General features: G+C 71.4%; 29 protein-coding genes. 13 read left to right on the top strand and 16 right to left on the bottom strand.

The window, feature by feature from the left end:
* Positions 1-5 precede the first annotated feature (5 nt).
* The 3 genes from LE181_RS12650 to trpS all read right to left on the bottom strand — a co-directional run bounded on the left by LE181_RS12650 (position 6) and on the right by trpS (position 2,719).
* Entirely contained in the window at positions 6-905 is a 900-nt protein-coding gene (locus tag LE181_RS12650; RefSeq protein WP_225661345.1) for a YihY/virulence factor BrkB family protein, read from the bottom strand.
* 49 nt (positions 906-954) lie between these two features.
* A complete protein-coding gene (locus LE181_RS12645; RefSeq protein WP_225661344.1) occupies positions 955-1,539 on the bottom strand; it encodes a 2'-5' RNA ligase family protein in 585 nt (194 codons plus the stop codon).
* Between the two features lie 166 nt (positions 1,540-1,705).
* Positions 1,706-2,719: a tryptophan--tRNA ligase gene (gene trpS / locus LE181_RS12640; RefSeq protein ID WP_225661343.1), complete on the bottom strand. Its 1,014-nt coding sequence runs from the start codon at positions 2,717-2,719 to the stop codon at positions 1,706-1,708.
* A 100-nt stretch (positions 2,720-2,819) separates the two neighbouring features.
* On the opposite strand from trpS, the gene rocD reads away from it, so the two are divergent.
* A complete protein-coding gene (gene rocD / locus LE181_RS12635; RefSeq protein ID WP_225661342.1) occupies positions 2,820-4,028 on the top strand; it encodes an ornithine--oxo-acid transaminase in 1,209 nt (402 codons plus the stop codon).
* Positions 4,029-4,034: 6 nt separating this feature from the next.
* Here the strand turns inward: rocD and LE181_RS12630 are convergent, their stop codons facing one another.
* Positions 4,035-5,066, bottom strand: coding sequence for an Lrp/AsnC family transcriptional regulator (locus LE181_RS12630; protein WP_225661341.1), 1,032 nt, complete (start codon positions 5,064-5,066; stop codon positions 4,035-4,037).
* Between the two features lie 84 nt (positions 5,067-5,150).
* Here LE181_RS12630 and LE181_RS12625 point away from each other — a divergent pair, with 84 nt between their 5' ends.
* Positions 5,151-5,951, top strand: a complete 801-nt coding sequence (locus tag LE181_RS12625; RefSeq protein ID WP_225661340.1) for a class I SAM-dependent methyltransferase — start codon at positions 5,151-5,153, stop codon at positions 5,949-5,951.
* Positions 5,952-6,035: 84 nt separating this feature from the next.
* On the opposite strand, the gene LE181_RS12620 is transcribed toward LE181_RS12625, so the two are convergent.
* The 3 genes from LE181_RS12620 to LE181_RS12610 all read right to left on the bottom strand — a co-directional run bounded on the left by LE181_RS12620 (position 6,036) and on the right by LE181_RS12610 (position 8,019).
* Positions 6,036-6,314: a hypothetical protein gene (locus tag LE181_RS12620; protein WP_225661339.1), complete on the bottom strand. Its 279-nt coding sequence runs from the start codon at positions 6,312-6,314 to the stop codon at positions 6,036-6,038.
* Positions 6,315-6,465: 151 nt separating this feature from the next.
* A complete protein-coding gene (locus LE181_RS12615; RefSeq protein WP_225661338.1) occupies positions 6,466-7,662 on the bottom strand; it encodes a glutathionylspermidine synthase family protein in 1,197 nt (398 codons plus the stop codon).
* A 9-nt stretch (positions 7,663-7,671) separates the two neighbouring features.
* Positions 7,672-8,019, bottom strand: a complete 348-nt coding sequence (locus tag LE181_RS12610) for a hypothetical protein (RefSeq protein ID WP_225661337.1) — start codon at positions 8,017-8,019, stop codon at positions 7,672-7,674.
* A 127-nt stretch (positions 8,020-8,146) separates the two neighbouring features.
* Here LE181_RS12610 and LE181_RS12605 point away from each other — a divergent pair, with 127 nt between their 5' ends.
* Positions 8,147-8,650, top strand: a complete 504-nt coding sequence (locus LE181_RS12605; protein WP_225661336.1) for a hypothetical protein — start codon at positions 8,147-8,149, stop codon at positions 8,648-8,650.
* Between the two features lie 221 nt (positions 8,651-8,871).
* On the opposite strand, the gene LE181_RS12600 is transcribed toward LE181_RS12605, so the two are convergent.
* Positions 8,872-9,621: a serine hydrolase gene (locus LE181_RS12600; protein ID WP_225661335.1), complete on the bottom strand. Its 750-nt coding sequence runs from the start codon at positions 9,619-9,621 to the stop codon at positions 8,872-8,874.
* A gap of 156 nt (positions 9,622-9,777) precedes the next feature.
* Between LE181_RS12600 and LE181_RS12595 the strand changes: the two genes are divergently transcribed.
* Positions 9,778-10,215, top strand: coding sequence for a nuclear transport factor 2 family protein (locus LE181_RS12595; RefSeq protein WP_225661334.1), 438 nt, complete (start codon positions 9,778-9,780; stop codon positions 10,213-10,215).
* A gap of 137 nt (positions 10,216-10,352) precedes the next feature.
* The gene (locus tag LE181_RS12590) at positions 10,353-10,949 is read left to right on the top strand and encodes a hypothetical protein (RefSeq protein ID WP_225661333.1); all 597 of its coding nucleotides are present in this window, start codon (positions 10,353-10,355) and stop codon (positions 10,947-10,949) included.
* Between the two features lie 18 nt (positions 10,950-10,967).
* Here LE181_RS12590 and LE181_RS12585 read toward each other — a convergent pair whose 3' ends face one another.
* From LE181_RS12585 to LE181_RS12565, 5 genes are all read right to left on the bottom strand, one after another.
* Positions 10,968-11,339 carry a peptidase inhibitor family I36 protein gene (locus LE181_RS12585; protein WP_225661332.1) on the bottom strand — a complete coding sequence of 124 codons (372 nt, stop codon included), beginning with the start codon at positions 11,337-11,339 and terminating at the stop codon, positions 10,968-10,970.
* Positions 11,336-11,857: a hypothetical protein gene (locus tag LE181_RS12580; protein WP_225661331.1), complete on the bottom strand. Its 522-nt coding sequence runs from the start codon at positions 11,855-11,857 to the stop codon at positions 11,336-11,338. Before LE181_RS12580 ends, LE181_RS12585 begins: the two co-directional genes overlap by 4 nt.
* A gap of 148 nt (positions 11,858-12,005) precedes the next feature.
* Complete coding sequence (locus LE181_RS12575; protein ID WP_225661330.1) at positions 12,006-13,049, bottom strand: hypothetical protein; 1,044 nt, start codon at positions 13,047-13,049, stop codon at positions 12,006-12,008.
* Between the two features lie 45 nt (positions 13,050-13,094).
* Positions 13,095-13,358: a DUF397 domain-containing protein gene (locus tag LE181_RS12570; protein WP_225661329.1), complete on the bottom strand. Its 264-nt coding sequence runs from the start codon at positions 13,356-13,358 to the stop codon at positions 13,095-13,097.
* On the bottom strand, positions 13,343-14,182 hold the full coding sequence (locus LE181_RS12565; RefSeq protein WP_225661328.1) for a helix-turn-helix domain-containing protein: 840 nt from the start codon (positions 14,180-14,182) through the stop codon (positions 13,343-13,345). The genes LE181_RS12570 and LE181_RS12565 overlap by 16 nt, the downstream gene beginning before the upstream one ends.
* A gap of 118 nt (positions 14,183-14,300) precedes the next feature.
* Here LE181_RS12565 and LE181_RS12560 point away from each other — a divergent pair, with 118 nt between their 5' ends.
* The 5 genes from LE181_RS12560 (at position 14,301) to LE181_RS12540 (ending at position 17,644) form a co-directional block, all read left to right on the top strand.
* On the top strand, positions 14,301-14,618 hold the full coding sequence (locus tag LE181_RS12560; RefSeq protein WP_225661327.1) for a hypothetical protein: 318 nt from the start codon (positions 14,301-14,303) through the stop codon (positions 14,616-14,618).
* 173 nt (positions 14,619-14,791) lie between these two features.
* A complete protein-coding gene (locus LE181_RS12555) occupies positions 14,792-15,742 on the top strand; it encodes a hypothetical protein (RefSeq protein ID WP_225661326.1) in 951 nt (316 codons plus the stop codon).
* Between the two features lie 90 nt (positions 15,743-15,832).
* Positions 15,833-16,468 (top strand): hypothetical protein, encoded by a 636-nt coding sequence (locus tag LE181_RS12550; protein ID WP_225661325.1) that lies wholly within the window; start codon positions 15,833-15,835, stop codon positions 16,466-16,468.
* A gap of 125 nt (positions 16,469-16,593) precedes the next feature.
* Positions 16,594-17,217 carry a GNAT family N-acetyltransferase gene (locus LE181_RS12545; protein WP_225661324.1) on the top strand — a complete coding sequence of 208 codons (624 nt, stop codon included), beginning with the start codon at positions 16,594-16,596 and terminating at the stop codon, positions 17,215-17,217.
* Between the two features lie 202 nt (positions 17,218-17,419).
* Positions 17,420-17,644: a hypothetical protein gene (locus LE181_RS12540; RefSeq protein WP_225661323.1), complete on the top strand. Its 225-nt coding sequence runs from the start codon at positions 17,420-17,422 to the stop codon at positions 17,642-17,644.
* 15 nt (positions 17,645-17,659) lie between these two features.
* Here the strand turns inward: LE181_RS12540 and LE181_RS12535 are convergent, their stop codons facing one another.
* Positions 17,660-19,276: an ADP-ribosyltransferase domain-containing protein gene (locus LE181_RS12535; protein WP_225661322.1), complete on the bottom strand. Its 1,617-nt coding sequence runs from the start codon at positions 19,274-19,276 to the stop codon at positions 17,660-17,662.
* A 109-nt stretch (positions 19,277-19,385) separates the two neighbouring features.
* On the opposite strand from LE181_RS12535, the gene LE181_RS12530 reads away from it, so the two are divergent.
* Positions 19,386-20,063: a macro domain-containing protein gene (locus LE181_RS12530; RefSeq protein WP_225661321.1), complete on the top strand. Its 678-nt coding sequence runs from the start codon at positions 19,386-19,388 to the stop codon at positions 20,061-20,063.
* Positions 20,064-20,165: 102 nt separating this feature from the next.
* On the top strand, positions 20,166-21,062 hold the full coding sequence (locus tag LE181_RS12525) for a YwqG family protein (protein WP_225661320.1): 897 nt from the start codon (positions 20,166-20,168) through the stop codon (positions 21,060-21,062).
* A gap of 22 nt (positions 21,063-21,084) precedes the next feature.
* Here LE181_RS12525 and LE181_RS12520 read toward each other — a convergent pair whose 3' ends face one another.
* On the bottom strand, positions 21,085-21,681 hold the full coding sequence (locus LE181_RS12520; RefSeq protein WP_372458327.1) for a helix-turn-helix domain-containing protein: 597 nt from the start codon (positions 21,679-21,681) through the stop codon (positions 21,085-21,087).
* 96 nt (positions 21,682-21,777) lie between these two features.
* On the opposite strand from LE181_RS12520, the gene LE181_RS12515 reads away from it, so the two are divergent.
* Positions 21,778-23,184: an MFS transporter gene (locus LE181_RS12515; protein WP_225661319.1), complete on the top strand. Its 1,407-nt coding sequence runs from the start codon at positions 21,778-21,780 to the stop codon at positions 23,182-23,184.
* 40 nt (positions 23,185-23,224) lie between these two features.
* Here the strand turns inward: LE181_RS12515 and LE181_RS12510 are convergent, their stop codons facing one another.
* Positions 23,225-23,515, bottom strand: coding sequence for a hypothetical protein (locus tag LE181_RS12510; protein WP_225661318.1), 291 nt, complete (start codon positions 23,513-23,515; stop codon positions 23,225-23,227).
* Between the last annotated feature and the right edge of the window lie 332 nt (positions 23,516-23,847).

The following is a 23,847-nucleotide window of genomic DNA, read 5'->3' as shown; positions in this document are numbered from 1 at the left end:
GGGCGTCACGCGGCGTTGCCCTTGCCGTCCTCCCCGTTCTTCCCGCGCCGCGTGGGCGCAGCCTCCCGGGAGCTTCCGGTGGCCGTCCACGCGGCGCAGTACAGGGTCAGCTTCGCCGTGAAGTTGATCCACAGCAGCAGCGCGATCGGCGTTCCGAACGCGCCGTACATGCTCTTGGCCGCCACGCCCTGCAGATAGCCGCTCAGCACCAGCTTGAGCACCTCGAAGCCGACCGCCCCGACGAGGGCGGCGACGACGAGGCGACGGCGCGGCGGCCAGACGCCGGGCAGCCGCGAGAGCACGTACAGCAGCATCAGGAAGTCGGCGAGGACGGCGATGCAGAAGCCGGCGGCCGTCAGCAGCCCGCCGACGCCGGACAGGCCCGTCCGCTCGGCGACCCAGCCGACGGCCGACGACGCGAACGCCGAGCAGCCGGCGGACAGCAGCGCGACGGCCCCCAGGCCCACCAGCACCGCCGCGTCCTTGAGCTTGAGCAGGAAGACGTTGCCGGGGTCCTCCTCCACCTCCCACACCGCGCGCAGGCACTCGCGCAGGGAGCCCACCCAGCTGATGCCGGTGAAGAGCAGCAGGACGGCGGCGACGAGCGAGACGGCGCCGGCGTGCTCGGTGAAGGCGTGCAGGTCGATGCTGCCGGAGAGGCCGGGCAGCTGCTCGGAGAGCTTCTTCTCCAGCTCCTGGACCTGCCCGTCGGTGAGCAGGGCCGCAGCGACGGCCGCGCCGAGCGTCAGGAGGGGGAAGAGCGCCACGAAGCTGGTGAAGGTGATCGCCGCGGCCAGGCGGGTCCATTTCACCCGGTCGAGGGTCTCGTACGTCCGCCAGGCGTGCGTCCGCATCGCCTTGCCGATCGGGGGGCCGATCCAGGGGAGCCGCGTCAGCCAGTCCATGGGGGAACGTCTACCCCCAATCCGGCCCGAAACGTCTCTCGTGCGCAGGTCACGGGGACGGGCGGCTCAAAGGGGAGAGGTCGCTCTGGTGGGGCAGCTCGCCCGCGCCGTCCTTCCCGAACGGGAAGTCGCGCTCCAGGCGCCAGATGCCGTCCTCCCCCTGCTCGTAGAGCGCGAACCCCTCGATGGTCCACTCGGCCTCGTAGTCCGCGAGCTCCGCGTACGCCCGGTCCATCGCCTCCTCGGCGATGCCGTGCGCGACGGTCACGTGCGGGTGGTACGGGAACTGCAGCTCCCGCGCCACCGGCCCCGAGGCGTCCCGCACCCGCTTCTGCAGCCAGGCGCAGGAGGAGGAGCCCTCCACCACGTTGACGAAGACGACGGGCGAGAGCGGGCGGAACGTGCCCGTCCCGCTCAGCCGCATCCGGAACGGGCGCCCGGCCTCCGCGACCTCCGCCAGGTGGCGCTCGATCGCCGGCAGTGACGAGGCGTCCGCCTCGGTGGGGGGCAGCAGCGTCACGTGCGTGGGAATGCCGTGGGCCTGCGGGTCGCCGAAGCTCTCACGGCGCTTCTGGAGGAAGCTGCCGTACGGCTCCGGGACCGCGATCGAAACGCCGAGCGTTACGGTCCCCACTGCGTTCTCCCTCCTGAGCGCCTGTACGTCGTCCCCGTGGTCAGTGTGACGGCTGCGCCGCACCCGCTGCCAGGTCACCTGGTCCCCGGCGCCCGGGACCAGGGGCCCGACGTGCACGGACGCATCCGAACCGTATCCGGATGGCCCAGCCTCCGCTGGGTTTCCGCTAGTGCTTCGCGGGCAGGAAGCCGACCTTGTCGTACGCCTGGGCCAGCGTCTCCGCGGCGACGGCGCGGGCCTTCTCGGCGCCCTTGGCCAGGACCGCGTCCAGCGTCTCGGGGTCGTCCAGGTACTCCTGCGTACGGGCGCGGAAGGGCGTGACCCACTCGACCATGACCTCGGCGAGGTCGGTCTTGAGCGCGCCGTAGCCCTTGCCCTCGTACTTCTGCTCCAGCTCGGCGATCGTGCTGCCGGTGAGCGTGGAGTAGATGGTCAGGAGGTTGCTGACGCCCGGCTTCTCCTCGGCGTCGAAGCGCACGACCGTGTCGGTGTCGGTGACCGCGCTCTTGATCTTCTTCGCGGAGACCTTGGGCTCGTCGAGCAGGTTGATCAGGCCCTTGGGGTTGGCCGTCGACTTGCTCATCTTCGCCGTCGGGTCCTGCAGGTCGTAGATCTTCGCCGTCTCGCGGACGATGTGCGCGGAGGGGATGGTGAAGGTGTCGCCGAAGCGGCCGTTGAAGCGCTCGGCGAGGTCGCGCGTCAGCTCGACGTGCTGGCGCTGGTCCTCGCCCACCGGCACGGCGTTCGCCTGGTAGAGGAGGATGTCGGCGACCTGGAGGATCGGGTAGGTGAAGAGGCCGACCGTGGTCGCGCCCGTGCCCTGCTTGGCGGACTTGTCCTTGAACTGCGTCATCCGCGACGCCTCGCCGAAGCCGGTGAGGCAGTTCATCACCCAGCCGAGCTGCGCGTGCTCGGGCACGTGGCTCTGGACGAACAGGGTGCAGCGGTCCGGGTCGAGGCCCGCGGCCAGCAGCTGGGCGGCGGCGACGCGGGTGTTGGCGCGCAGTTCCTTCGGGTCCTGCGCCACCGTGATCGCGTGCAGGTCGACCACCATGTAGAAGGCGTCGTGCGTCTCCTGCAGAGCCACGTACTGACGGACGGCACCGAGGTAGTTCCCGAGGTGGAACGAGCCTGCGGTGGGCTGGATACCGGAGAGGGCGCGCGGACGATCAAGGGCCATGCCCACATTCTCTCAGGTGCGGAAGCGGACTCGGCCCAGCGGTGCGGGTCGGGGTGTAGAAAGGCGTCACCAGCATGCCCCGACACGAACGGAGCACACGTTGACCGCCACGGAACGCAGCATCGCCGCCGCCGACGAACACAGCGCGCACAACTACCATCCGCTGCCGGTCGTGGTCGCGACCGCACAGGGCGCCTGGCTGACGGACGTCGAGGGGCGCCGCTACCTCGACATGCTCGCCGGGTACTCGGCGCTGAACTTCGGGCACGGCAACCGACGGTTGATCAACGCGGCCAAGGAGCAGCTGGACCGGGTCACGCTCACCTCCCGCGCCTTCCACCACGACCGCTTCGCGGAGTTCTGCGCCGCGCTGGCGGAGCTGTGCGGCATGGACATGGTGCTGCCGATGAACACCGGTGCGGAGGCGGTGGAGACGGCCGTGAAGACCGCCCGTAAGTGGGGTTATCGCGTCAAGGGCGTGCCCGACGGCCGGGCGAAGATCGTCGTGGCGGAGAACAACTTCCACGGCCGCACCACCACGATCGTCAGCTTCTCCACCGACCCCGAGGCCCGGACGGACTTCGGTCCGTACACCCCCGGCTTCGAGATCGTTCCGTACGGCGACCTGGCGGCGCTGGAGGCCGCCGTCGACGAGCACACGGTGGCGGTGCTGCTGGAGCCGATCCAGGGCGAGGCGGGCGTGCTGGTGCCGCCGCCGGGCTACCTGGCCGGGGTCCGGCGGCTGACCACCGATCGGAACGTCCTCTTCATCGCGGACGAGATCCAGTCGGGGCTGGGGCGCACGGGCCGGACGTTCGCCTGTGAGCACGAGGGCGTCGTCCCCGACGTGTACGTGCTGGGCAAGGCGCTGGGCGGCGGCGTGGTGCCGGTGTCGGCGGTGGTCTCCTCTCGCGAGGTGCTGGGCGTCTTCCGGCCCGGCGAGCACGGCTCCACCTTCGGCGGCAACCCCCTGGCGTGCGCGGTGGCGCTGGAGGTCATCGCGATCCTGCGCTCCGGCGAGTACCAGGAGCGGGCCACGGAGCTGGGCGAGCACCTGCACCGCGAGCTGCACCAGATGGCCGGTTCGGGTGCGGTGCGGGCGATCCGCGGCCGCGGGCTGTGGGCGGGTGTGGACATCGACCCCGCGCACGGCACGGGCCGCGAGATCTCCGAGCGGCTGATGGCGCACGGGGTGCTGGTGAAGGACACCCACGGCTCCACGATCCGCATCGCGCCGCCGCTGGTGATCAGCAAGGAGGACCTCGACTGGGGCCTGGACCGTCTCCGCGAGGTCCTCGGCGGCGCCTGAGCGGCCTCAGCGGCCGCCCCGGGGGGTCCTGGCCCCCTGGGGGCGGCCGTCGGCCGTGGCGGGCGGCACCAGCAGCCGGCCCGCGCGCTTGATGTGCCGGGTCACGGGCATCGTCTCGGCGGCACGCACGCCGGGCAGCGCGCCGATCCGGGTGGCGAGATAGTCGTACAGCGCGTCGGCGTCGCGGGCGACGACGCACACCATCATGTTGCTCGGCCCGGTGACGGCCGCGGCGAAGGCGACCTCGGTGTGTCCGGCGAGGGCCTCGGCGACGGCGCCGAGTTCGGCGGGGGCGACGGTCAGCCACAGGACGGCCTCGTGGGTGAACCCGTAGAGCCGGGGCTCGACGTCGACGTCGAAGTACAGCACGCCGGCGGCGTGGAGTTCGTCGATCCGGCGCCGGACGGTGGACTCCGACCAGCCGGTGGCGGCGGTCAGGTCGCGGACGGCGGCGCGGCCGTCCGTGGCGAGGACGGCGAAGAGCCGGTGGTCGGCGGCGGTCAGCGCCACGTCCCGGGAGGGGGGCGCGGCCGGCGGCGGTGACAGCTGTGCGATCTGCCGCTCGTCGAGTGCCGCGGTGCGGCCCGGCCAGCCGGCCGTCCCGGCGACCGCGCGCAGCATGCAGTGGGCGGTCACCGCGGTGATCCGCGGGGTCCTGGGCAACTTGGACAGGAGCATGCTTCCTTGGGCGGAGCCCGCCCGGGCGCGGGTGATGCAGGTGATCTCCGTGCCGCCGGAGGCGAGCCCGACCCACGAGGTGTCGTCCCGTTCGGCGAGTGCCGTGGCGATCGCGACGGATGCGTCGGGCGTGCACTGGATGCGTACGCACCAGTCGACGTAGCCGAGGCTCCGGGCCTCCGGCAGCCCCACGACCCGCAGGGCTCCGGCCGACCGCAGGCGGTGGTAACGGCGGGCGACCGTGCGGTCGGAGGAGCCGACGGCGGCGGCGATCCGGCTGAAGGGGGCGCGTCCGTCGATCTGCAGGGCGTGCGCCAACTGCCGGTCGAGGACGTCGAGGTCGGATATGGCGGAATCCATCGGACGACGCTACTCGATGTCGGATTCCTTCAGAAGGAGGGCGGTTGGGGACAGAGGGCGTCCGGTGCGGCGAAGGTCATCCGCATGACGAACGGAACACGACTCGACCCCGTCGCCGGTACGGCCCTGATCACGGCTGCCCAACGGGCGAGGGAATCGGCCAGGGCGGACGCCCTCTTCCACGACCCGTCGGCCGCGACGCTGGCGGGAGAGACCGGCGCGTCCCTGCTCGCGGCCGCCGGCGACATCCCGGCCATCGCGGTGCGGACGCGCTTCTTCGACGACGCCGTCAGGGACGCGGTGGGGTACGGGGGTCCCCACCGCCTGGTGATCGTCGCGGCGGGGATGGACACGCGCGCGTTCCGGCTGGGGCTGCCGGAGGAGGTGACGGTCTACGAACTGGACCGGCCGGAGCTTCTGGCGCGCAAGGAAGGGGTGTTGGTGGACAGCGAGCCGACGTGTCACCGCGTGACGGTGGGGGTCGATCTCGCGGCGGACGACTGGGAGGAGACGCTCACCGCTGCGGGCTTCCGGGCGGAGGATCCGACGTGCTGGCTGGTCGAAGGGCTCAACCAGTACTTGCCGGAGTCCGCGGTGCACGCGCTCTTCGGCCGCCTCTCGGCCCTGTCCGCGCCGGGCAGCCGTCTGCTGACCGACTTCGTGTCCGGGGCGCTGCTCGCCGCTCCCGAGGCCCGGCCGGTGCTGGACCTGATGGCGGAGTGGGGTGCGGACTGGCGCTTCGGGACCGATGCGCCGCAAGAGCTGCTGGAGCGGTTCGGCTGGGACACCGAGGTGCAGTCGTTCGCCGCGGTGGGGTCGGCGCTGGGCCGGCCGATGCCGGGTGGGGACGCGCTGTCGGGGTGGCTGGTGTCGGGGAGGCGGTAACCACCGCGGCGGACGCGCCGGATCTCCCGACATGCGGCCGCCCGCCCCGTACGCGTCCGGGGCGGGCGGCAGTCGTGCCGTGGGTTACGACCAGCGCTTGGAGGACTCGTTCTCCGTCTTGAGGCACTGGTTGAGGCGCTTCTCGATGGCGTCCGCCTGGGCGTTGGCGCGGCGGGCCGCCTCGGGCTCGCCCTCGTGCTTCATCCGCTTGGCCTTGGCCCGCAGGTTGGCGATGTCCTGGCGCATCTGGGACGGCTTGCAGGTGGCGGTGGCGGCGGTGGCCGACTGCACGGGCAGAGCCGTGAGCACAACGCCCCCTGCCAGCGCGGCAGTCAGGGCCAGGGCGGAAATGCGTCGACGCATGTGTCTCTCCTAATCGGTTACACAACGTATCCGGCGGCACGGAGCGTAGTGGAGAAGACGATCTCCGAGGACCGGCAAGTCGGGCAGAGGAGAGGAAACCCGGTCGCCAAGCCGCCGTGGAATACGTCACTTTCAGGCCATGATGGCTTGTTTACATGATCACGTGCGGGACGAAGCGGGCGTACTCGTCCGTGATGAGCCCCGCCGACTCGCGGATGCCCAGTCCGGCGGGTTCGCCCTCGACCACCCAGGCGCCGAGCACGACGTGGTTGCCGTCGAACTCCGGCAGCGGGGCCAGCTCCTGGTAGCAGCAGGGCTCGTCCCGCACGACGGGCGCGTCCCCGGCGGGATGGAGGGTGACGCCCGCGCCCTCCCGGCCGAAGAGCGGCTTGGCGGCGTAGCCGCGGGTACGGGCCAGCTCCCGCGGCCCGTCGAGGTAGGCGGGCAGCAGGTTCGGGTGGCCGGGGTAAAGCTCCCAGAGGATCGCGAGCAGTGCCTTGTTCGACAGCAGCATCTTCCAGGCGGGCTCGATCCACAGCGTGGATCCCGTCCCCCCGCCGTTGTCGAGCGTGTCCAGGACGTGCGGGCCGAAGTCGTCCTCCGCCAGCCATTCCCACGGATAGAGCTTGAAGCAGGCGCGGATGAAGCGGAGTTTCTTGTCGACGAAGCGCCCGGAGAGCGCGTCCCAGCCGATGTCCTCCATCGAGATGGCGTCCGTCGCGATGCCGGCCTGTTCCGCCGTCTCCCGCAGGTAGGCGACCGTCATCAGGTCCTCGCCCAGCTCGTCCCCGGCCGAGTGGGCGAAGTGCACGGGCGCCCCGGGCGGCAGCAGGGCGGCCTGGCGGCGCCACGCGTCGACGAGCCGTTCGTGGAGCGAGTTCCACTGGTCTGCGTGCGGCACGTCCGCGAAGCGCTCCTCCATCCAGAACCACTGCGGTCCGGCGGCCTCGACCAGGGACGTCGGCGTGTCGGCGTTGTACTCCAGCATCGTCGCCGGGCCGCCGCGGCCGTCGTAGCGCAGGTCGAAGCGGCCGTAGAGGGAGGGGAGTTCCTCGCGGCGCCGCCAGGACTCGGCGATCAGTGCGGCGAGGCGCGGGTCGGTGATGCCGAGGTCCGCGAAGCGGTCGTGCTCCACGATGTGCGCGGCCGCGGCCAGGCACATGGCGTGCAGTTCCTCGACCACCTCCTCCAGCGCCTCGACCTCGGGCAGCGAGAAGGAGTAGTACGCGCTCTCGTCCCAGTACGGCCGCAGTGAACCGTCGGGGTGGCGGGCCAGCGGATAGATCAGGCCCTGGTCCTCGACGGTGGCCTGCCAGCCGGGGCGGGGGGTGATGCGGTGACGCTGCATTTCCGGGAATCAGCCGCCGCTCGAACCGGAGTGGCTCTTGGACGACGAGCAGCCGAAACCGCCCCGCGAAACGGCCTGGCTTTTGTTGAAGGTGCCGCTGTCGGCGTGGGTGCCGGATTTTCCTGAGTTGTAGTACCAGGTTCCGGATGTTCCGCCGGAGCTCGTTCCGCTGCCGCTGCTCTTCTTGCACGCCTTGGAATCGAGGACTTTGTAGCCCTTTCCGGCCTCATAGCTGTTGCGGTCCACGCAGCGCTTGTCGGGCTCGGAACCGCAGGAGGTCAGGGCGGCGGCGAGCACACCCATTCCGCCCAATATGACCGTGCTGGACCGCAAACGCCGTCGCGTTTTCTTTTCCATCTCTGACGCCCCCGTAGCGTTTAGCGTTCGAAAGTGCGTACACCCTAATCCCCGGTCGGGCGTGCGGCCGCGGCGGGCAGGCCCTTCACTGGGATAGGCACAGGGCGTCGATCCCGGTGGAGGCGACATGAGGGCTCAGGCAGGCGGCTGGGTGCGAGGCACCGTGGGTGTGGCGCTCGCGGCAATCGTGACGGCCGGCGCGGCCGGATGTTCCGACGACGGGGGGTCCGGCGGCAATGGCGGCAAGGTCGCCTCGGCGGCGTCCTCCGCGGCCGCCTCCCTGGCCTCGCAGGGGGCGGCGGCGCTCTCCTCGGCCACCGCGGAGGCGCAGAAGAAGCTCGACGAGGTGAAGAACGGCGTCGCCGCCAAGGACGACGTCCGGCTCGGCACGCCGACGACCGGCGGGGACGGGCGGGCGACCGTGCAGGTGACGGCACACAACACGGCCGACTCGGCCAAGTCGTTCGCCGTCCTCGTCCAGTTCAAGGACAAGAGCGGCAACCTGCTGGACGTCACGGTGGTGACGGTCACGGACGTCGCCCCGAAGACGGACGGCGAGGCGACCGCCACCGGCAACCGCAAGCTGTCCGACGACGTCCGGGCCGAGGTCGGCTCGGCGGTCCGGTACTGAGCCGGGCCGGGGGCCCGGGGGTGGCTCCCCGACCGCGCTTCGCGCAGTGTCCTCAATCGCCGGACGGGCTGGATTTCCAGCCCGTCCGGCGATTGAGGACCGGGGTCCGGGGCGGAGCCCCGGTTTCGGGATGGGGGCACCGCCCAGCGGTAGCTGGGGGAGGGCGGGGAGGGGAAAGGCCGCGCGCAGCGCACCGACCGGCGCGTAAGTTCGTGGCGCCCTCAGCCCGCGATGCGGTGCCGTTCCCTCCAGACCGCCGCCGACAGCCGCGCCAGCAGCCTCGCCGCCGGATCGTCGACGTCGTGGCCGTTGGCCAGTGGCCCGCTGTAGCAGACGGCCATCGCGTAGGGCGCCGCGTCGGGCGGGTGGATCACCGCCGCGCTGTGCCGCACGCCGGGGAACCAGCCGTTCTTGCCCGCCAGCCGGGTGCCCGGCGGCAGCCCCGCCGCCAGGTCCACACGGTGGACGTTGCCCTCCAGCAGGCCCAGCACCTCCGGCTCCAGCGACGCCAGCAGCCTGACCAGGTCACCGGCCGTCACCCTGTTGCAGAAGCCGGCCGCGCGGCCGGGCAGGTCCTCGATCCCCCGCGGGCTCGCACTGCCCCTCGCCCCCGCCCGGCGCCAGACCTCGGCCACCGCCTCGTGCCCCACCTCGGCCAGGCAGAGGTTGGTGGCCAGGTTGGACGAGTGCGTGACCATCCGCCCGGCGAGCCAGCGCAGCGACGCGGTGCCGCCGAGCAGCTCCCACGGCCCCTGGTCGCTGTCGTCCTCGCGCACGTTGGCGTACGTGGCGTCGCCGGTCACGGACGTGAAGGCGTTGACGACCGGCACCCGTGCGTCCAGGTCGGCGCCGCTGCGATGGAGCGCGGCCAGCACCGCCACCTTCATGGTGCTCGCCGCGTCGTGCGGCACGTCCGCGTTCCGTTCGAACACAGGAGCGCGCCCCCAGGGCGCCACGACCAGGGAAAGCATGTTCCGACTGTAGGGCCGCACCGCCTCACGCGGAGGGCTTACGGCGCCGGCGGTAGAAGACGGTGACGGCGGCGAGCAGGGGCCCCACAAGACCAGCGGCTGCAACGTCCGACCGCCGCCAGCGCGCCCCCGGTGGGCCCGGCCATGCTGGCGGACATGACCGATCCCCTGACGACGGACGCCGTAGCCGTCCTCACCCGCATGTACACGGCCGAGGCGGAGTACCTGGCAGCAGGAGGCCCGGGCGAGGCTTCGTTCGATCTGCTGGCCCCGTTCTTCTCCCCCGATGTCGTCCTCCACCAGGCCGACGCCCTGCCCTATGGCGGCACCTGGCGCGGCCACGCAGGAATGGAACAGTTCTTCCTCGCGATGAGCGCGGCGTGGGAATCGTTCGACATGGTGGAGCAGGAGTTCCTGGCCACCGACGAGACCGCGGTGGTCCTCACCCGGGTACGGGCACGCGCGCGTGCCACCGGCCGGGAGCTCGCCTTCCCCATCCTGCAGACGATCAGGGTGCAGGACGGCCGGATCACCGAGGTACGCCCGTTCTACTGGGACACCGCGGCCATCGCCGACGCCTGCGCGCTTCGGTAGGCCGGTGCATCCGGCGTATGCGCCTTCCGCCGCATGGCGGAGCCGGTTCGGCCCTCCGGGCGATCCCCCGCGGCCCGTCCGGCTGCGATCTTCGGTGGCGAACGGGCCGGCCGGGCCCGCCGAGCCGAGGACCGCACATGCAGCCGCTCCCGCGCACCGGGTCACCCACCGCCACCCGCACCGGGCGGTTCCGCGCCGCCTGGCGGGCGGCCCACGACCCCGTGGCCGGGGTGTCCCGGCGCACACGCCTCGTCGCCTGGGCGGTGCCGCTGTCCGTCCTGCCGTCCAGCATCTGGCGGCTCCCCGCAGCGTTCCACCGCGACGTCGCGGTCGGCGGGCGGCTGTACGTCGTCTTCCTGTCGGTCCTGTCCGAGGCGTTCGCGTTCACGGCGTTCGGACTGATCGCCCGGTGGGGCGAGGTCTTCCCGCGCTGGGTCCCGGTGCTGCGCGGCCGCCGGGTCCCGCCGGCGGCGGCCCTCGTCCCGGCCGCGACCGGGGCCGCCGCCCTGACGTTCCTGTGGACGGTCCTGGCCCTCGTCACCCAGGTGACGGGCACGACGATCCGGGGCGACGACCTGCCCGCCGACTTCCCGAGCGAAGTCGGCGGGTGGAGGTCCGCCTGGTTCTACGTCTGCTACGCGCCGCTGCTTCTGTGGGGCCCGCTGCTGGCCGTGCTGACCGTCGCCTACGCGAGGCGCCGACGGGTCACGGCGGCCGGGGCGTGCACCGCGTAGCGCTCACCGGGGCGGGCTTCAGCAGCCGGAGGTCCAGGTGTGGGAGCTGCCCTTGTCGTTCGCCCGCGCGTTGTAGCTCACCTCCTGCCCGGGGCCCAGGCAGAGGGTCACCCCTCCGGTCAGCTTGCGGCCGTCGTAGATCTTGACGTGGTCCTTGACGCCCGGCCCGGACACGCCGTGGTTCGCCCACGAGGAGTCCTGGTTGGACATGTTGCCCTCCCACCAGTGGTCGTCGCCGCTGTGCTCGATCTTCATTCCGTCGAAGTTCGCGTGCGTCCAGACGCAGAAGTAACCGCTGCGGCAGGAGGCCGCCTGCGCCGTCGACGACGTGGCCAGGACGCCGCCCGCGGAGACCAGAACGGCGGCGAGGAGAGCGGTGAAGCGCTTCATGGAGGTGGGGCTCCCTTGGGTGAGGTGTGATCCAGCAGGGTGGTGGCTCCGGCGAGGGCATGTGCGCGCAGCCGACGCCAGTCCGCGATCTCGGCGCGGTGCCGGTCGCGGACCTCGGCGATGCTGCGGTGGGTGTGGGCCGCCTCGGGCCCGAAGTTGTTGACGATCACCGACGCCCGGAACCAGCGGCGCTGATCGCCGTAGAGCCGCTGCTGGGCCGCGGCCAGACAGCCGTCGGTGTGCGCCCGTACGACGTAGCCGGTGGGCAGCTCGACGGACAGCTCGGCCGGTCCGGTGCCGAAGAGGGCCGCGGCCCGTTGCGCCGCGGCCGCATCCGGCGACGGACTCCGCCCCGCCCGTGGCGGGGCGATGCCCCGGCGGGCGAGGCAGGCGTCGGTGAGCCGCTGGGTGGCGGCCTTGATGACGTCGTCGGGGGCGGGCCCGGGCGCCGCTCCGGCGCCGCATCCGGTGAGGAAGGCGAGGCACAATGCCGCGGTGGCGACGGTACGTTGGCGCATGCGGCAGCCCTCTGACGGCGGTCGGTCCGGACGCGCTCACCCTCCCCACGGTGTGCGCAGGTATGCACCGCCACCACCGGCCAACGGGTACGCGCCGCCACCCCGTGCGCCCCTGCCGCACTCCCCCGCAACCCGTGCCGTCGGCCGGCTACTGCATCAGCTCCATGTGGGGATGCTCCGGCGCCGCCGGGCAGATGTAGAGCTGCTGTTTGTGGCCGCTGGCTATCTGGACCGCAGTCGGTTGGCACAGATCGCGGTAGCGGTCGTCACGGGAGGAGGCAGCGGCTCGGTCCTCCTCCGGGATCCAGCTTCGGTTGCCGCCGTCCCATTCGAACGTGGCGATGGTCAGCAGCGCGTCCATCTCGGTGTCGCAGGCGGGGCAGAGCCGGGGGACGGGGTCGGTGTAGCCCCACTGCGGCCAGCCGCCGACCTTCCAGCCCGGGGCGACAGACAGATGGCTGTGATAGTACGACTCCGGGTAGGGAGCGTAGGAGCTGTCCACACCGGCATCGGCCGCCTGCCACCTGCTCCAGTCCTTCAACTGCTCTCGCAGCTCCTCGCTCAACTCCAGCGAGTTGGGGTACTCGGTGACCTGCTCCGGCGCGAGCACGCACGGCACGGGCACGTACTCCTCGAACTCCACCACGGGCCATTCCGGGGGTGAGGTGAGAACGTCGGTGACGGCGGCCGCCGACCTCCAGAACAGAGCGGTCCTGGGCATGTTCATCGGCTCATGGTCGAACGGGCACCACAGCACCTGAAGCAGGTCGGCCTGACCGGGCGGGCGCAACAGGGGAATGTCACGCACGTAGAACTGGGCCAGAGGCAGCATGGGGACCGGTCCGTCCGGCAACTCGGCGTCCCAGTCGATCTCCGCCAAGGCCGCTTCCTCCTCAGGCGTGTAGTGGGGGACGTCTGGAGCGCCGTCCGGATACATCGCCCTTCTCGCCCGGGCGCGCCGCTCCGCCCGCACCTCGATCAGCGAGTAGCCCCCGCCCTGGTGCGGAGCGTCGCAGTGCGGCCACGGCTCGTCGGCGGGCCACAGCAGCGGCCCGCCGATCGAACTGTCGTGCAGCGACGGAGCCCCGGGGCGGGGATGCAGCCGGGTCGCCGTACGCGCCAGCGGCGCCAGCTGCGGGAAGACCGCGGCGACGTCGAGCGGCCGCGGCGGGGTGGTACGGATCGCGTTCATGGCGGCGATGCTGCCAGCAGCCACTGACAACGGCCGGACCGGTCGTCAGCCCCGCGGCGCCGCCGCCTTGAGGAAGTCCACGAACGCGGACCAGGCCCCGGCCTCGATGAGGAGGGAGGGGCCTGTGGGGTTCTTGCTGTCGCGGACGGGGATGAGGGCGGTGGGTATGTTGTCGGCGACCTCTAGGCAGTCATCATTCGCGGTGCTGTGCGTGGACTTGCGCCAGCTGTCGGCTACCTCAAGGCAGTCTTCCTGACCATCGCTGTACGTCGACTTGCGCCAGACCGCGGCGCTCAGGTCGGCTCGCATGTGCCGAACTCCTCCATTGCCTTTTCGATCCATCTGACAGACGCCTGCGGAGGTAGCGCCATGGCGTGCACGCGATCGTATCGATGGGAATGACGCGCCACTGATCGACGATCTTTCACCATCTCGGTCAAGGTGCCACCCTCCAGGTAGACCACGTCTGGAGCGTTGGCGAAGGACAGAACGGTCACCGAGCCGCCCATGCCTGCGTGCCCCCCGACCTCGAAGGGCAGCACCTGCATCTCGACGTTGGGGGCCTCCGCAGCCTCCAGTAGGCGTGCCAACTGGTCACGCATGACAGAGGGGCCACCGACCGGACGTCGGATCACCGCCTCGTCCAGCACGGCCCACAGCAGGGGCGGGACGTCCTTCGTGAGGACACTCTTCCGGGCGAGTCGCGTCGCCACCTTCTCCTCGATTTCCTCTGCGGTGCACCATGGCAGCGCCTGGCGCATTACCTCGCGCGCATAAGCCTCGGTCTGCAGCAATCCCGGCACCGTATGTGCCTGGTATTTGTGCATGGCGACGGCCTTCGTCTCGTACTCCCTGTACTTGCGGTATGCATCCGTAGGCGGGAATCGGTTCAGGTGATCCCACAGGTCGGACAGATCGCCGTCCGCGCCCAGGAGGTTGTCCATTTGGTCGGAGACGCAGCGCGATGGCGTCTCCTTGCCCAGCTCGAATTGCGCGATACGACTGTGGGCGATGGGAATCTTGTCGCCCAACTGGCGTTGGGTCCAACCGGCTCGAATGCGCAGCTTGCGCAACTTCGCCCCGTACAACGCGGGCAGCGAGCTGGACGGGTCGAGTTCCTTGGGTGCTGGCACCGTCGCCACCTGTTTTCGTCTTGATGCGTCGAAAACCGTTACCCCTGGTGAGCGTAGCTCCACAGTCCGATGCTGAAAACCGAACCGGAGCAACAGTCCACGACCGAGGTACCCACCCATGAACATCCACCACGCCGCCGCCCGCACGGCACGCGAGCTCGCCGACGCCTTCAAGGCGCACGGCTGCACAATCCAGGTCGTTCCCCAACCGCCCGTCGACGGACAGGTGTTCCTCACCATCCACGACCCGCTCAGCGGTTACGAGGCTCAGCTGCTGACCGCCGCACTGTCCGCCTATACCGGCAGCAGGCCGCGCTGCGAGGAGTGCCACTCCATCAAGCGGAACAGGGCCCGGGCGCTGCGCGACGGCAACCGCGACGAGGCCGCGGAGATGGCGACCGTGATGGGCATCCACCAGCGAATGGCGCACGCCTGATCTAGTCGTAACCGTACGGGTGTTGGGGCGGCGAAACGGACCCGTCCGGCCGCCCGCATCGCCTACGTTGCACCGCATCGGGTTGCTTCGTGCCGCATACGAAGCGACCCCCGGCGGTGCTAGGAACACCGGTCGGGGGTCTACACCCGCAAGGAGCAAAGGCCCTCCTCGGAATGCTTCGGCATGCTATCGCGCCCACGCGCTTCTTCACCCAGATCTCGAACGACATCATCCGCCACCCCCGCCTGTCCTCCGACGCCAAGTGCCTTCTGACCTGGCAGCTTTCACTTCCGCCCGGCGCCGACGAGCCGCTCTCCGTGTCCGCCGAACGGGCCGGGATCAAGAAGACGGCGTTCATCCGGGCCAAGCGCGAGCTGAAGGCGGAGGGCTACGTGCACGAGTGGCGGCGGTCGGGGCCGCGGGGCCGGTGGTCCACGACGCAGCTCGTGTCGAACGTTCCGCTGACGGAGGCGGAGGCCCTGGCGGTGCGGGACGGCGGCAGCACGAGCGCGCCACCGACGGCCGCTCCTCCGGCCGTCGGTGAGCCGACGCCCCGGGCGGTCGGCCGTTCCCAGGAAAACAACGGGGAGGACACTCCCCACCCTCCCCACCCGCTGGCCGAGCGCGGCGCCGCCGCCCTCGCTGCGGTGTCGCACCGCGAGCGCAGGCTCCGCCTGTCGGGGCGGGACATCCGTGCGCTGGCGCCGATCGCGGGGCAGTGGTTCGAGCGGGGGGCCACCCTCACCGAGCTCCACGAGGCACTGACCGCGGGACTTCCGGACGCCGTCCGCTCCCCCGCGGGCATCACCCGGGACCGCCTCCTCCGCAAGATGCCGGACCCGCTGCCCGAGCCCGCCCCGGCTCCTCCCCCGCTACGGGCGTGTGCGGGCGGCTGCGGACGGATGATCCGGCCGGCCGCGGACGAGACGCGCTGCCGCGACTGCCGCCTGCAGGCAGCGGAGGCGGCAGAGACCAGGGCGGCCACAGCCGACCCGCACGACGTCACCGGCGCAGTCGAGGCCACCAGACGCGGCGTGGCCGCGATCCGCAAGGCGATGAGCGGCGCCCCGGCCGGCGGCCCGCGCGACCGGCCCGGCCATGCCCCATCCCCGCTGCGGGCGTGAACGGGTCGCGGAAAACGGGTGGAAGTACCGGCATACCTTTCGCGTACGCTGATCTTCGTTCGTAACGAATAGAACAGAGGTTCCATTTTTATGAAGCTGTACCGGATGGCGTCCGCCGTGGCCGCCACCGCGCTGGTTTCGTCCGTCGCGCTCGCGGCCCCGGCCGTGGCCGATGCCAAGCAGGCAAGCACGTCCGCCCGGACGGTGGCCGCTCCGGCGGCGCCCACCACGCCTGTCATGTCGTTCCAGGGCTTCCCCGAGGTCTTCACCCCGGGCGGCGACTGGAAGGAGTTCTCGCTCACTGCGGAGAACCACAGCAGCCGGACGATGACCGACTTCTGGGCGTACTTCTACTTCGGCGACACCGGTTACGGGAAGGGCACGTTCGAGAAGGGCGGCGTCGAGCTGGAGTACCGTGCGGGCGGCTCGTGGCACCCAGTAGCCCTCGAATTCGACCGCAAGGGCTTTTTCGCCGATCTGTGCCCGACCGCCACCCCGGTCGGCAACATGATGGCGGACTGCCCCGCGCCCATCGACCAGGTCGCGCCGGGTGGGACCTACACCCTGCCCTTCCGCATGCGCGTCGCCGCCACCGTCCCTCCCGCGGAGCGGCTCTCGCTCAGCGCGGAAGCCTCCATCGGCACGTCCGACCATGTCGGGTTCGCCGCCCAGACGAACACCTACTGGTTCGCAATCCGCCCCAGCGGGAGCGCCTCGAAGGCTTGAGGGCGCGAACTGGCTTGATCGCAACGGTCGATGGCAGTACCAACATGTAACGTGCGCTCCTGATCGCCGTCTCTTACACTGCCGTTGATACGGCCACTGCATCGGGGGGTTCGATGGTTGCGGACATGATCGGGACCTGGGCGACGGGCTGGGCTGTGTCACGACAGGCGCCCTCGCCGGTCGGGAAGCCGTGGGGTTTCTACATCGACGTGGCCGACAACCCCGTCGAAGTGGGGCGCCATGTCCTGCCGGAGGCCGAGGAGTCGTTGGTCCGCAGCGCCGCCGCCTCGGTGACCGTCCCGCGGACCTGGATGAAGATGCCCGCGGAGCCGGAGGAGATCGAGCCCTGGCTGCCGGAGGGCTGGGTGATGGCCTGGGAGGACACCGGGCATCTGATGGCCGTCGATCTGGTGGCCACGGACCCGGTCGCGCCCGAGGGCTACACCGCGGCCGTGGAGGCCGTCGGCGGGGTCGTCCGGGTCCGGGTGCTGGATGCGGCGGGCGAGCGGGCGGCCCAGGGGCAGATGGCGGTTCTCGGGGAGGCCACGGTCGTGGACCGGGTGGTGACCGAGGAGGCACACCGACGGCGCGGGCTGGGCGACTTCGTGATGCGTGCGCTCGCCGACCGGGCGCTGGAACAGGGCGCGACCCTGGGCGTTCTCGGCGCGACCGATGCGGGGCGTGCGCTGTACGAGACGCTGGGCTGGAAGAAGCACGCGACGCTGGCGGAGTGCGTCTACCGGCCCTGAGAAGTGCGGCGGCATGCGGGGCACCGTCGGACAGGGCGGGAAGGACGCACTCCGACCGATCCGCTGGGCGCCCTAGGCAGAGTCCGGTGGTTCGGTGTCACACATACGGAGGCATTGACCCTTGTATGTGTCCGGAGCAGCGTCCACCTGGGTAGGTGCCCGTTCAGATGACCGAGCGAGGGCAGACACAAGGGAGCCGGCAGTGGAGCACGAAATGCGCGCGGAGTACGAGGAAGGCGTTTCGTCGACCTCGGCCGATGCTCCGATCAGGCTCTGGCACATGGTGCGGCTGGATGGCACTCAGGGAATGTGCGGTCGCGACCTTGACCCCCGTGCGGCTACACAGTCGGCCGACGCCTGGGGCACGCCGCAGGGCGAACCTTTCTGCCACAGCTGTGCGGCGCTCTACCTGCGAGAAGTCCCCTGACCCACCGGACACGCCCTACGACACCAGCGGCTGCTCCTCCGACTCGGTCAGCGTCACCGTGCACAGGCCGCCGCGTTCGTTCGTCACGCCCGTCACCTTGAGCTGCGTGCCCGGCAGGAGGATGTATTCGTCCTCGTTGGTGAACGCGGAGAAGTTGCTGATGCCCACGGCCCGGGCAGGGCGCACCTCGAAGAGCGTGCGCTTGCCGCGGCTGCCGAGGAAGGCCCGCGCCACGCTGAGCTTGGGCGTGCACGAGGACACGCCCCACCAGGTCACGGTGCGGCCGACCGGATACTGCGCCCGCAGGTCCAGCGACACGCCGCGCCACAGCGGCTCCGTGCGGGCGGGAAGCTGCGACACCGCCGAGAACAGCAGCCGCAGGTACGGGAGGTACGGGACGAGCCTGGTCCGGTCCGGTGAGCGGAGGATGGCGTTGATCTCCCGGTAGAAGGCGGACTCGCAGGTGTAGAGGTAGAGGGCGGCGATCGCGTCGGCGGACAGGCCGCCGGCCGTTTCGTCCGCCCGCCTCTTGGCGAAATCGTGCGACCGGTCGACGTGCCGGCCGAGGCCGGACAGCAGCTTGGCGACGGGGCCGACGGCGTCGCGGAAGTCCATGAGGGCGGTGTCGAACACACCGGTGATGGCGGGGAGTTCGAGGCCCTCGTCCTTGACGCCGGCGAGCCGCTCCAGATACAGCTGGTGCAGCTCCATGGTGGACGCGATGAACGCGCCCATGCGCTCGGCGACGCCGCCGTCCGTCCCGCCCGCCTCCGCCGCGGCCTCGTTCCATCCCTTGCTCGGCAGCCAGTCGACCCCCTCGGCGCCCAGCGAGGCCAGGGCGTCGTTCACGACTCCGAAGTGGTCGCCCTCGCAGAAGATGTCGCCCTGTGCCGCGGGGTTGGAGTGGTCGATGTGCCGGACCTCGACCTCGGGGTACTTCTCCTGGAGACGAAGGACGATCTTCTTCAGGTTGCGTGCGTGGGCGCCCCACCAGGCGAAGACGACACCGCGGTCCTCCTCGTCGGCGTTCTGCTTGGCCTTGAGGATCTCTTCGACGATCCGCTCGGCGACCGGGCGCCAGAACACGGTGTGCCGGTCGGAGCCGCGGGCGTCGTTGCTGCCGGCGGTGAGCGCCGCGTTCAGCAGCAGGACGCCCTGCGTGAGCATCGCCTGGAACCACTCCGGCGGCTGGACGGTGTCCTGCTCCTTCAGCAGCGCACGGATGTCGGCGATCGGCGTCTTCTTGGCGATGCCGTACTTCCACATCGCCGCCGCCTTGATGATGCAGCGGATGCTGACGACCCTGCCGAACTGGCTGTCCTTCCAGTCGTGGAAGGTGTTGTCGAACATGGCGATGCCGGTGGCGCTCTCCGGCCTCGGATACGGATTCTGACCGAATATGACGACCTTCCACTTGTGCGGCGGATTGGGCTTGAGCGCCTGGAAGGTCAGTTCGCGGGCCGGGACGACGTCCGTTCCGCGGCCCGGGCCGATGAACCCCGCCGCGCCCGGCTGCGCCTCGATGACCGGCTTCAGCAGCGGAAGCCACGGTTCGCCGCCGCCCTTGAACAGTTCGGCGAGGGCCAGCGGGTCGTTCGCGTCGGGCTGCGCGGGAGCGTTGGTGTCGATCATGGCCGGGACGCTAGCAACGGGGTGTGACAACGAGCTCCCGACTGGTTGTCAGTGGGCCGCTGTAGCTTCGGGATCACTGGAAGAACCCGTTCCCGAGGGGGAGTGCAGGATGACTGTGAACCGCGAGCAGGCACCGCTCAAGGTAGTGCTGACCGACATCAACGCCCACGTGGTGGAGGCGTGGCGGGCGGCGTTCGCCGACACCCCCGGGATCGAGATCCGCAAGGGATCGATCCTCGACGAGACCGTCGACGCCTGGGTCAGCCCGACCAACGCGCGGGGCCTGATGAACGGCGGGGCCGACGCCGTCATCAAGCGGCACCTCGGAGCGGGCATCCAGCTGCGCGTGCAGCGGGCGATCCGCGACCGGTTCGCGGGACGGCTCCCGGTGGGCAGCGCGGTGTGCGTCCCCTCCGGGGCGACGAACCCGAAGTTCCTGATCTCGACGCCGACGATGGAGGGCTCGGCGCAGAACGTGAGCGAGACCCTGAACGTGGCCCTGGCGTGCGCCGCCGCGTTCCAGGCCGTCCACCAGCAGAACGAGAAGGCGCCCGGCAGCATCACGTCGGTGGCGCTGGTCGGCATGGGGGCCCGGACGGGCCGGGTGCCGGCACGGGTGTGCGCCAACCTCATGTGGACGGGCTACACGCTGTTCAACGACTACCGCTTCGCGGACTACGACGACCTGCGCAGCACGATCCTCGCGCAGCTCGACGACATCGAGAACGCCCCCGCCGAGGAGCGGGTGCGCATAGCGCCGCCCACGCGCTCCGCCTCCCGTCGCTGACACGGGTTTTCCCCGGGGCTCCCGGGCGTGGCTCCCGGGCGGGGCCCTGCGCCGGGCTCTGCGCGGGGCCGGTTGTCAGTGGTGCCGTGCATCATCATCGGCATGACACAGAGCGCCATCTCATCGCCCCTGATCGACCTCGCCCGCGAGCACTTCCCCGCCGGCATCGCCGAGCGCTGGATCGCCCAGCTGCGGCCGGCCGCCCGGCTGGTGGCGGTGCCGGAGCCGGGCCCGGAGGACGTGGTGGTCGGCCGGCTCGGCGGACTGCCCGCGCTGCCGGAGGGCATGGAGTGGCCGGTGTGGGAGGGGCACGGGCCGCTGACGTTCATCGCGTCCGTCGACTGCGGGGCCCTGCCGACCGGGGAGCTGGACATACCGCTGCCCTCCGACGGCACGCTGGCGTTCTTCTACTTCGACGGTCAGATCGACGACTGCGAGGCGTTCGTGCACGCCGAGGACCCGGAGACCTGGGCCGGGACGCGCGTCGTCCACATCCCCGCCGGGGCGGCGGTCACCGAACGCGCCCTGCCCGTCATCGACGACGAGGACGTCGAGTTCGAGGCGTACACCGAGGTACCGCTGACCGTACGGGTGGAGCTGACCGCGCCCGACGTCTGGCACCCGGACACGATGGTGGCCCTGTCGCCGGGCGGCGTGGTGGAGGACCCGCACGCCCGCTCGAAGGAGGCCGAGGCGTTCCTCGATGCGCTGTACGACCTCCAGAGCGGCACCGACCACCACATCGGCGGCCACGCCAATCCCGTGCAGAACCCGGTGGAGCACGAGATCGCCCACGGCCTCCTCGGAAAGGAGGCGCGCTGGGACGACCCGCGCGTCGCCGAGGACGCGAAGGGCTGGACGCTGCTCGCGCAGATCGACACGGACGGCGACGCCGACATGATGTGGGGCGACTGCGGCACCCTCTACTGGCTCATACGCCCGGAGGACCTGGCCGAACGCCGCTTCGACCGCGCCATGTTCACGATGCAGTGCTGCTGAGCGCCACCCCGGCGGTCGCCGGTCACGAGGTCGTCGTCGGGCCCGTGCGGACAACGGCTTGGTCGCCGTGGGGGCCGAACAGGTGGAGGATCTCCACCGCGGTCGCACCGGCGGGGCCGAACCAGTGCGGTTCGCTGGTGTCGAACTCGGCGACCTCGCCCGGCCGGAGCGTGAAGTCCCGTTCCCCCAGGACGAGACGGAGTTCGCCGGCGAGCACGTAGAGCCACTCGTAGCCGGCGTGGGTCACGAGCTTCGGTTCGCGGTACGAGAGCACCTGCTTGAAGACCCGGAGCCGGCCCGGGTACTGCGTCAGCGGCACGACGACGTTGCCGCGCTCCTTGCGGTGGGGATTCAGGTGGACGCGGGGGTCGCCGGTGGCGGGAGCCGCCACCAGCTGGTCCAGGGCGACGCGGTGCGCCCGCGCGAGCGGGATGAGCAGCTCCAGCGTCGGGCGTCGTTTGCCCGACTCCAGACGCGACAGCGTGCTCACGGAGATCCCCGTGTCCTCCGCGAGCGCCTCCAGGGTGAGCCCGCGGTCGCGCCGCAGCGCTCGCAGTCGCGGCCCGATGCCGTCGAGTATCTCCGCGAGATCGGCGTCCGTGGGAGTCATGCGGTCCATGGGTTCCATTTTGCAGCCTTCGCAAAGGCACTGGGCCTGTCCCGGCACCTGGTCCGAGCATGGGCGGCGAACGATCCCCCGGCAGAAGGCAGGCCCGTGACCACGACATCCTTGGCTGCTCAGCCCGCATTGAGTGCCCGCCGGCGCTGGACGGTGCTGGCCGTCTGTGCGCTGAGCATGTTCCTGGTGGGCCTGGACACCACCATCGTCAACGTGGGCCTGCCCGTGATCGGAGACGGCCTGGGCGTGGGCACCCGGAGCCTGGAATGGGTCGTGGACGCCTACACCGTGGTCCTGGCCAGCCTCCTGATGGTCTCCGGTGCCCTCGCGGACCGCTTCGGCCGCCGTCGCGTGTTCCAGTGCGGGCTGGTCGTCTTCGGCGTCGCGTCCCTCGCGTGCGCGGTCGCCCCGTCGTTCGGCCTCCTCGTCGCGGCACGGGCCCTGCAGGGGGTCGGGGCCTCCATGCTGAGCCCCGTGGCGCTGGCGATCGTGGTGAACGCGATGCCCGACCCGCGCGAGCGGGCCCGCGCGATCGGCGTGTGGGCGTCGGTCTTCGGGCTCAGCATGGCGGCGGGCCCCGTCACCGGCGGGGCGCTCATCGCGGCGTTCGGCTGGCGGTCGGTGTTCTGGATCAACGCACCGGTCATCGTGGCCGCCCTCGTCCTCGTCGCCGTGTTCGTGCCGGAGTCCCGCGGCCTGCGCGCCCGGCGGCTCGACCTGCCCGGCCAGGCGCTCCTCACACTGACCCTGTGCCTGTCGGTGGGCGTCCTCATCGAAGGGCCCCGCATCGGCTGGACGTCTCCCCCGGCCCTGGCCGGCTACGCGCTGATCGTGGTGACGGCGGCCGGGTTCGCCCGGGTCGAGCTCCGCCAGAGCGAACCCCTGATGGACCTCGGACTCTTCCGGCGGCCGCTCTTCGCCGCATCGGTGCTGGGCGCCGTGGCCGTGTTCGTCGCGCTGAACGTGACGCTGCTGCTCAACACGCTCTACCTCCAGCACGCCCGCGGCTGGTCACCGCTCGCCACCGGCACGGCGACCCTGCCCATGGCGCTCGGGGCCACCCTGTGCGCGCCCTGGTCCGGCGCCCTGGTGGCACGCCTCGGGCCGCGGCGTCCGCTGGTCCTCGCGGGCGGCTTCACCGCCGCCGGCGGGCTGTGCATGGTGAACCTCGGCCCGGACACGAACGTCCTGCTGCTCCTGCTGGCCTACCTGCTCATCGGTATCGGTTTCGGCTTCGCCAACGCACCGATCACCAACACCGCCGTCAGCGGCCTGCCGCCGTCCCGCGCCGGCGTGGCCGGGGCGATCACCTCCACCGCACGCCAGGTCGGTTCGGCCGTCGGCATCGCCGTCGCAGGAGGGCTGGCCTCCGGCGTCGCCCCCGCGGGCCTCGCCCGTGCCTCCCACCCGGGATGGCTGCTCGTGACGGCCTGCGGACTGTTCCTCTTCGTCGTGGCCCGGGCCTCCCGCCCGGCGACCGCTCCGGCCCCCCGGCCGGCGTGACGCACCGCCCCGCCCCCGGCGGCCCCGCTCCCGGAGGGGATCACGCCGGGCGGCCCGGCGGGACGCAGTGGCCGCACAGCCGCCGGGTGGCCAGCTGGTAGGTGCGGGTGGCGCGGCCGAGGGCCAGCCCGTAGGCGGAGAAGCCGCCGTAGGCGACGGCCACCACCCAGCCGGCGTGGCCTTCGAAGCCCCCGTCGACCGCGCCCGTCCACAGGAGCGTGCCGTAGACGAGGAGGAAGACGCCGAACGGCGCGAGGGCGCCCGCGCCCGTCCAGCCGAGGGCCAGCACCCGAGGACCGCCGCCGCCGTGTACGTGCCGGCCAGGGTCCACTCGGCCGCGGTGCCGCGCCACGTGCCGCACGCCTCGTAGCCGAAGGCCGACCCCGGGCACAGGGCGGCGATCACCGCCCCGGCCGCGTAGGCCGCGGACCACACCGTCGCGGCACGTACCGCCCACTCGGGCCATGTCGCCTTCGCGTTCGTCATTCGCATGCCGCCAGCCTCGCCGCGGCACGACCGGTCCCACGTCCCGCGCAGGGCTCATCCGTCTCCGCCGTGCGACGGAGCCCCGGCCGGGGCGGTCCGTCCGGGGACGGGGCCGCGCGGCGGGGCTTGCGGGAAAGCCCGGCGAACGGCACCCGCGCGTGGGACGCTGGGGCCCAC

The organism is Streptomyces sichuanensis (assembly GCF_020328095.1).
GTDB lineage: Bacteria > Actinomycetota > Actinomycetes > Streptomycetales > Streptomycetaceae > Streptomyces > Streptomyces cinnamoneus.
The sequence above is the reverse complement of the archived record's forward strand: the minus strand, read 5'-3'. Positions and strand labels throughout refer to the sequence as shown.

Excerpts from the sequence above, each read along its gene's own strand:
- LE181_RS12650 (WP_225661345.1), bottom strand. The coding sequence starts at position 905 with ATGGACTGGCTGACGCGGCTCCCCTGGATCGGCCCCCCGATCGGCAAG.
- trpS (WP_225661343.1), bottom strand. The coding sequence starts at position 2,719 with ATGGCCCTTGATCGTCCGCGCGCCCTCTCCGGTATCCAGCCCACCGCA.
- LE181_RS12630 (WP_225661341.1), bottom strand. The coding sequence starts at position 5,066 with ATGGATTCCGCCATATCCGACCTCGACGTCCTCGACCGGCAGTTGGCG.
- LE181_RS12625 (WP_225661340.1), top strand. The coding sequence starts at position 5,151 with ATGACGAACGGAACACGACTCGACCCCGTCGCCGGTACGGCCCTGATC.
- LE181_RS12620 (WP_225661339.1), bottom strand. The coding sequence starts at position 6,314 with ATGCGTCGACGCATTTCCGCCCTGGCCCTGACTGCCGCGCTGGCAGGG.
- LE181_RS12615 (WP_225661338.1), bottom strand. The coding sequence starts at position 7,662 with ATGCAGCGTCACCGCATCACCCCCCGCCCCGGCTGGCAGGCCACCGTC.
- LE181_RS12610 (WP_225661337.1), bottom strand. The coding sequence starts at position 8,019 with ATGGAAAAGAAAACGCGACGGCGTTTGCGGTCCAGCACGGTCATATTG.
- LE181_RS12605 (WP_225661336.1), top strand. The coding sequence starts at position 8,147 with ATGAGGGCTCAGGCAGGCGGCTGGGTGCGAGGCACCGTGGGTGTGGCG.
- LE181_RS12600 (WP_225661335.1), bottom strand. The coding sequence starts at position 9,621 with ATGCTTTCCCTGGTCGTGGCGCCCTGGGGGCGCGCTCCTGTGTTCGAA.
- LE181_RS12595 (WP_225661334.1), top strand. The coding sequence starts at position 9,778 with ATGACCGATCCCCTGACGACGGACGCCGTAGCCGTCCTCACCCGCATG.
- LE181_RS12590 (WP_225661333.1), top strand. The coding sequence starts at position 10,353 with ATGCAGCCGCTCCCGCGCACCGGGTCACCCACCGCCACCCGCACCGGG.
- LE181_RS12585 (WP_225661332.1), bottom strand. The coding sequence starts at position 11,339 with ATGAAGCGCTTCACCGCTCTCCTCGCCGCCGTTCTGGTCTCCGCGGGC.
- LE181_RS12580 (WP_225661331.1), bottom strand. The coding sequence starts at position 11,857 with ATGCGCCAACGTACCGTCGCCACCGCGGCATTGTGCCTCGCCTTCCTC.
- LE181_RS12575 (WP_225661330.1), bottom strand. The coding sequence starts at position 13,049 with ATGAACGCGATCCGTACCACCCCGCCGCGGCCGCTCGACGTCGCCGCG.
- LE181_RS12570 (WP_225661329.1), bottom strand. The coding sequence starts at position 13,358 with ATGCGAGCCGACCTGAGCGCCGCGGTCTGGCGCAAGTCGACGTACAGC.
- LE181_RS12560 (WP_225661327.1), top strand. The coding sequence starts at position 14,301 with ATGAACATCCACCACGCCGCCGCCCGCACGGCACGCGAGCTCGCCGAC.
- LE181_RS12555 (WP_225661326.1), top strand. The coding sequence starts at position 14,792 with ATGCTTCGGCATGCTATCGCGCCCACGCGCTTCTTCACCCAGATCTCG.
- LE181_RS12550 (WP_225661325.1), top strand. The coding sequence starts at position 15,833 with ATGAAGCTGTACCGGATGGCGTCCGCCGTGGCCGCCACCGCGCTGGTT.
- LE181_RS12545 (WP_225661324.1), top strand. The coding sequence starts at position 16,594 with ATGATCGGGACCTGGGCGACGGGCTGGGCTGTGTCACGACAGGCGCCC.
- LE181_RS12535 (WP_225661322.1), bottom strand. The coding sequence starts at position 19,276 with ATGATCGACACCAACGCTCCCGCGCAGCCCGACGCGAACGACCCGCTG.
- LE181_RS12530 (WP_225661321.1), top strand. The coding sequence starts at position 19,386 with ATGACTGTGAACCGCGAGCAGGCACCGCTCAAGGTAGTGCTGACCGAC.
- LE181_RS12525 (WP_225661320.1), top strand. The coding sequence starts at position 20,166 with ATGACACAGAGCGCCATCTCATCGCCCCTGATCGACCTCGCCCGCGAG.
- LE181_RS12520 (WP_372458327.1), bottom strand. The coding sequence starts at position 21,681 with ATGGACCGCATGACTCCCACGGACGCCGATCTCGCGGAGATACTCGAC.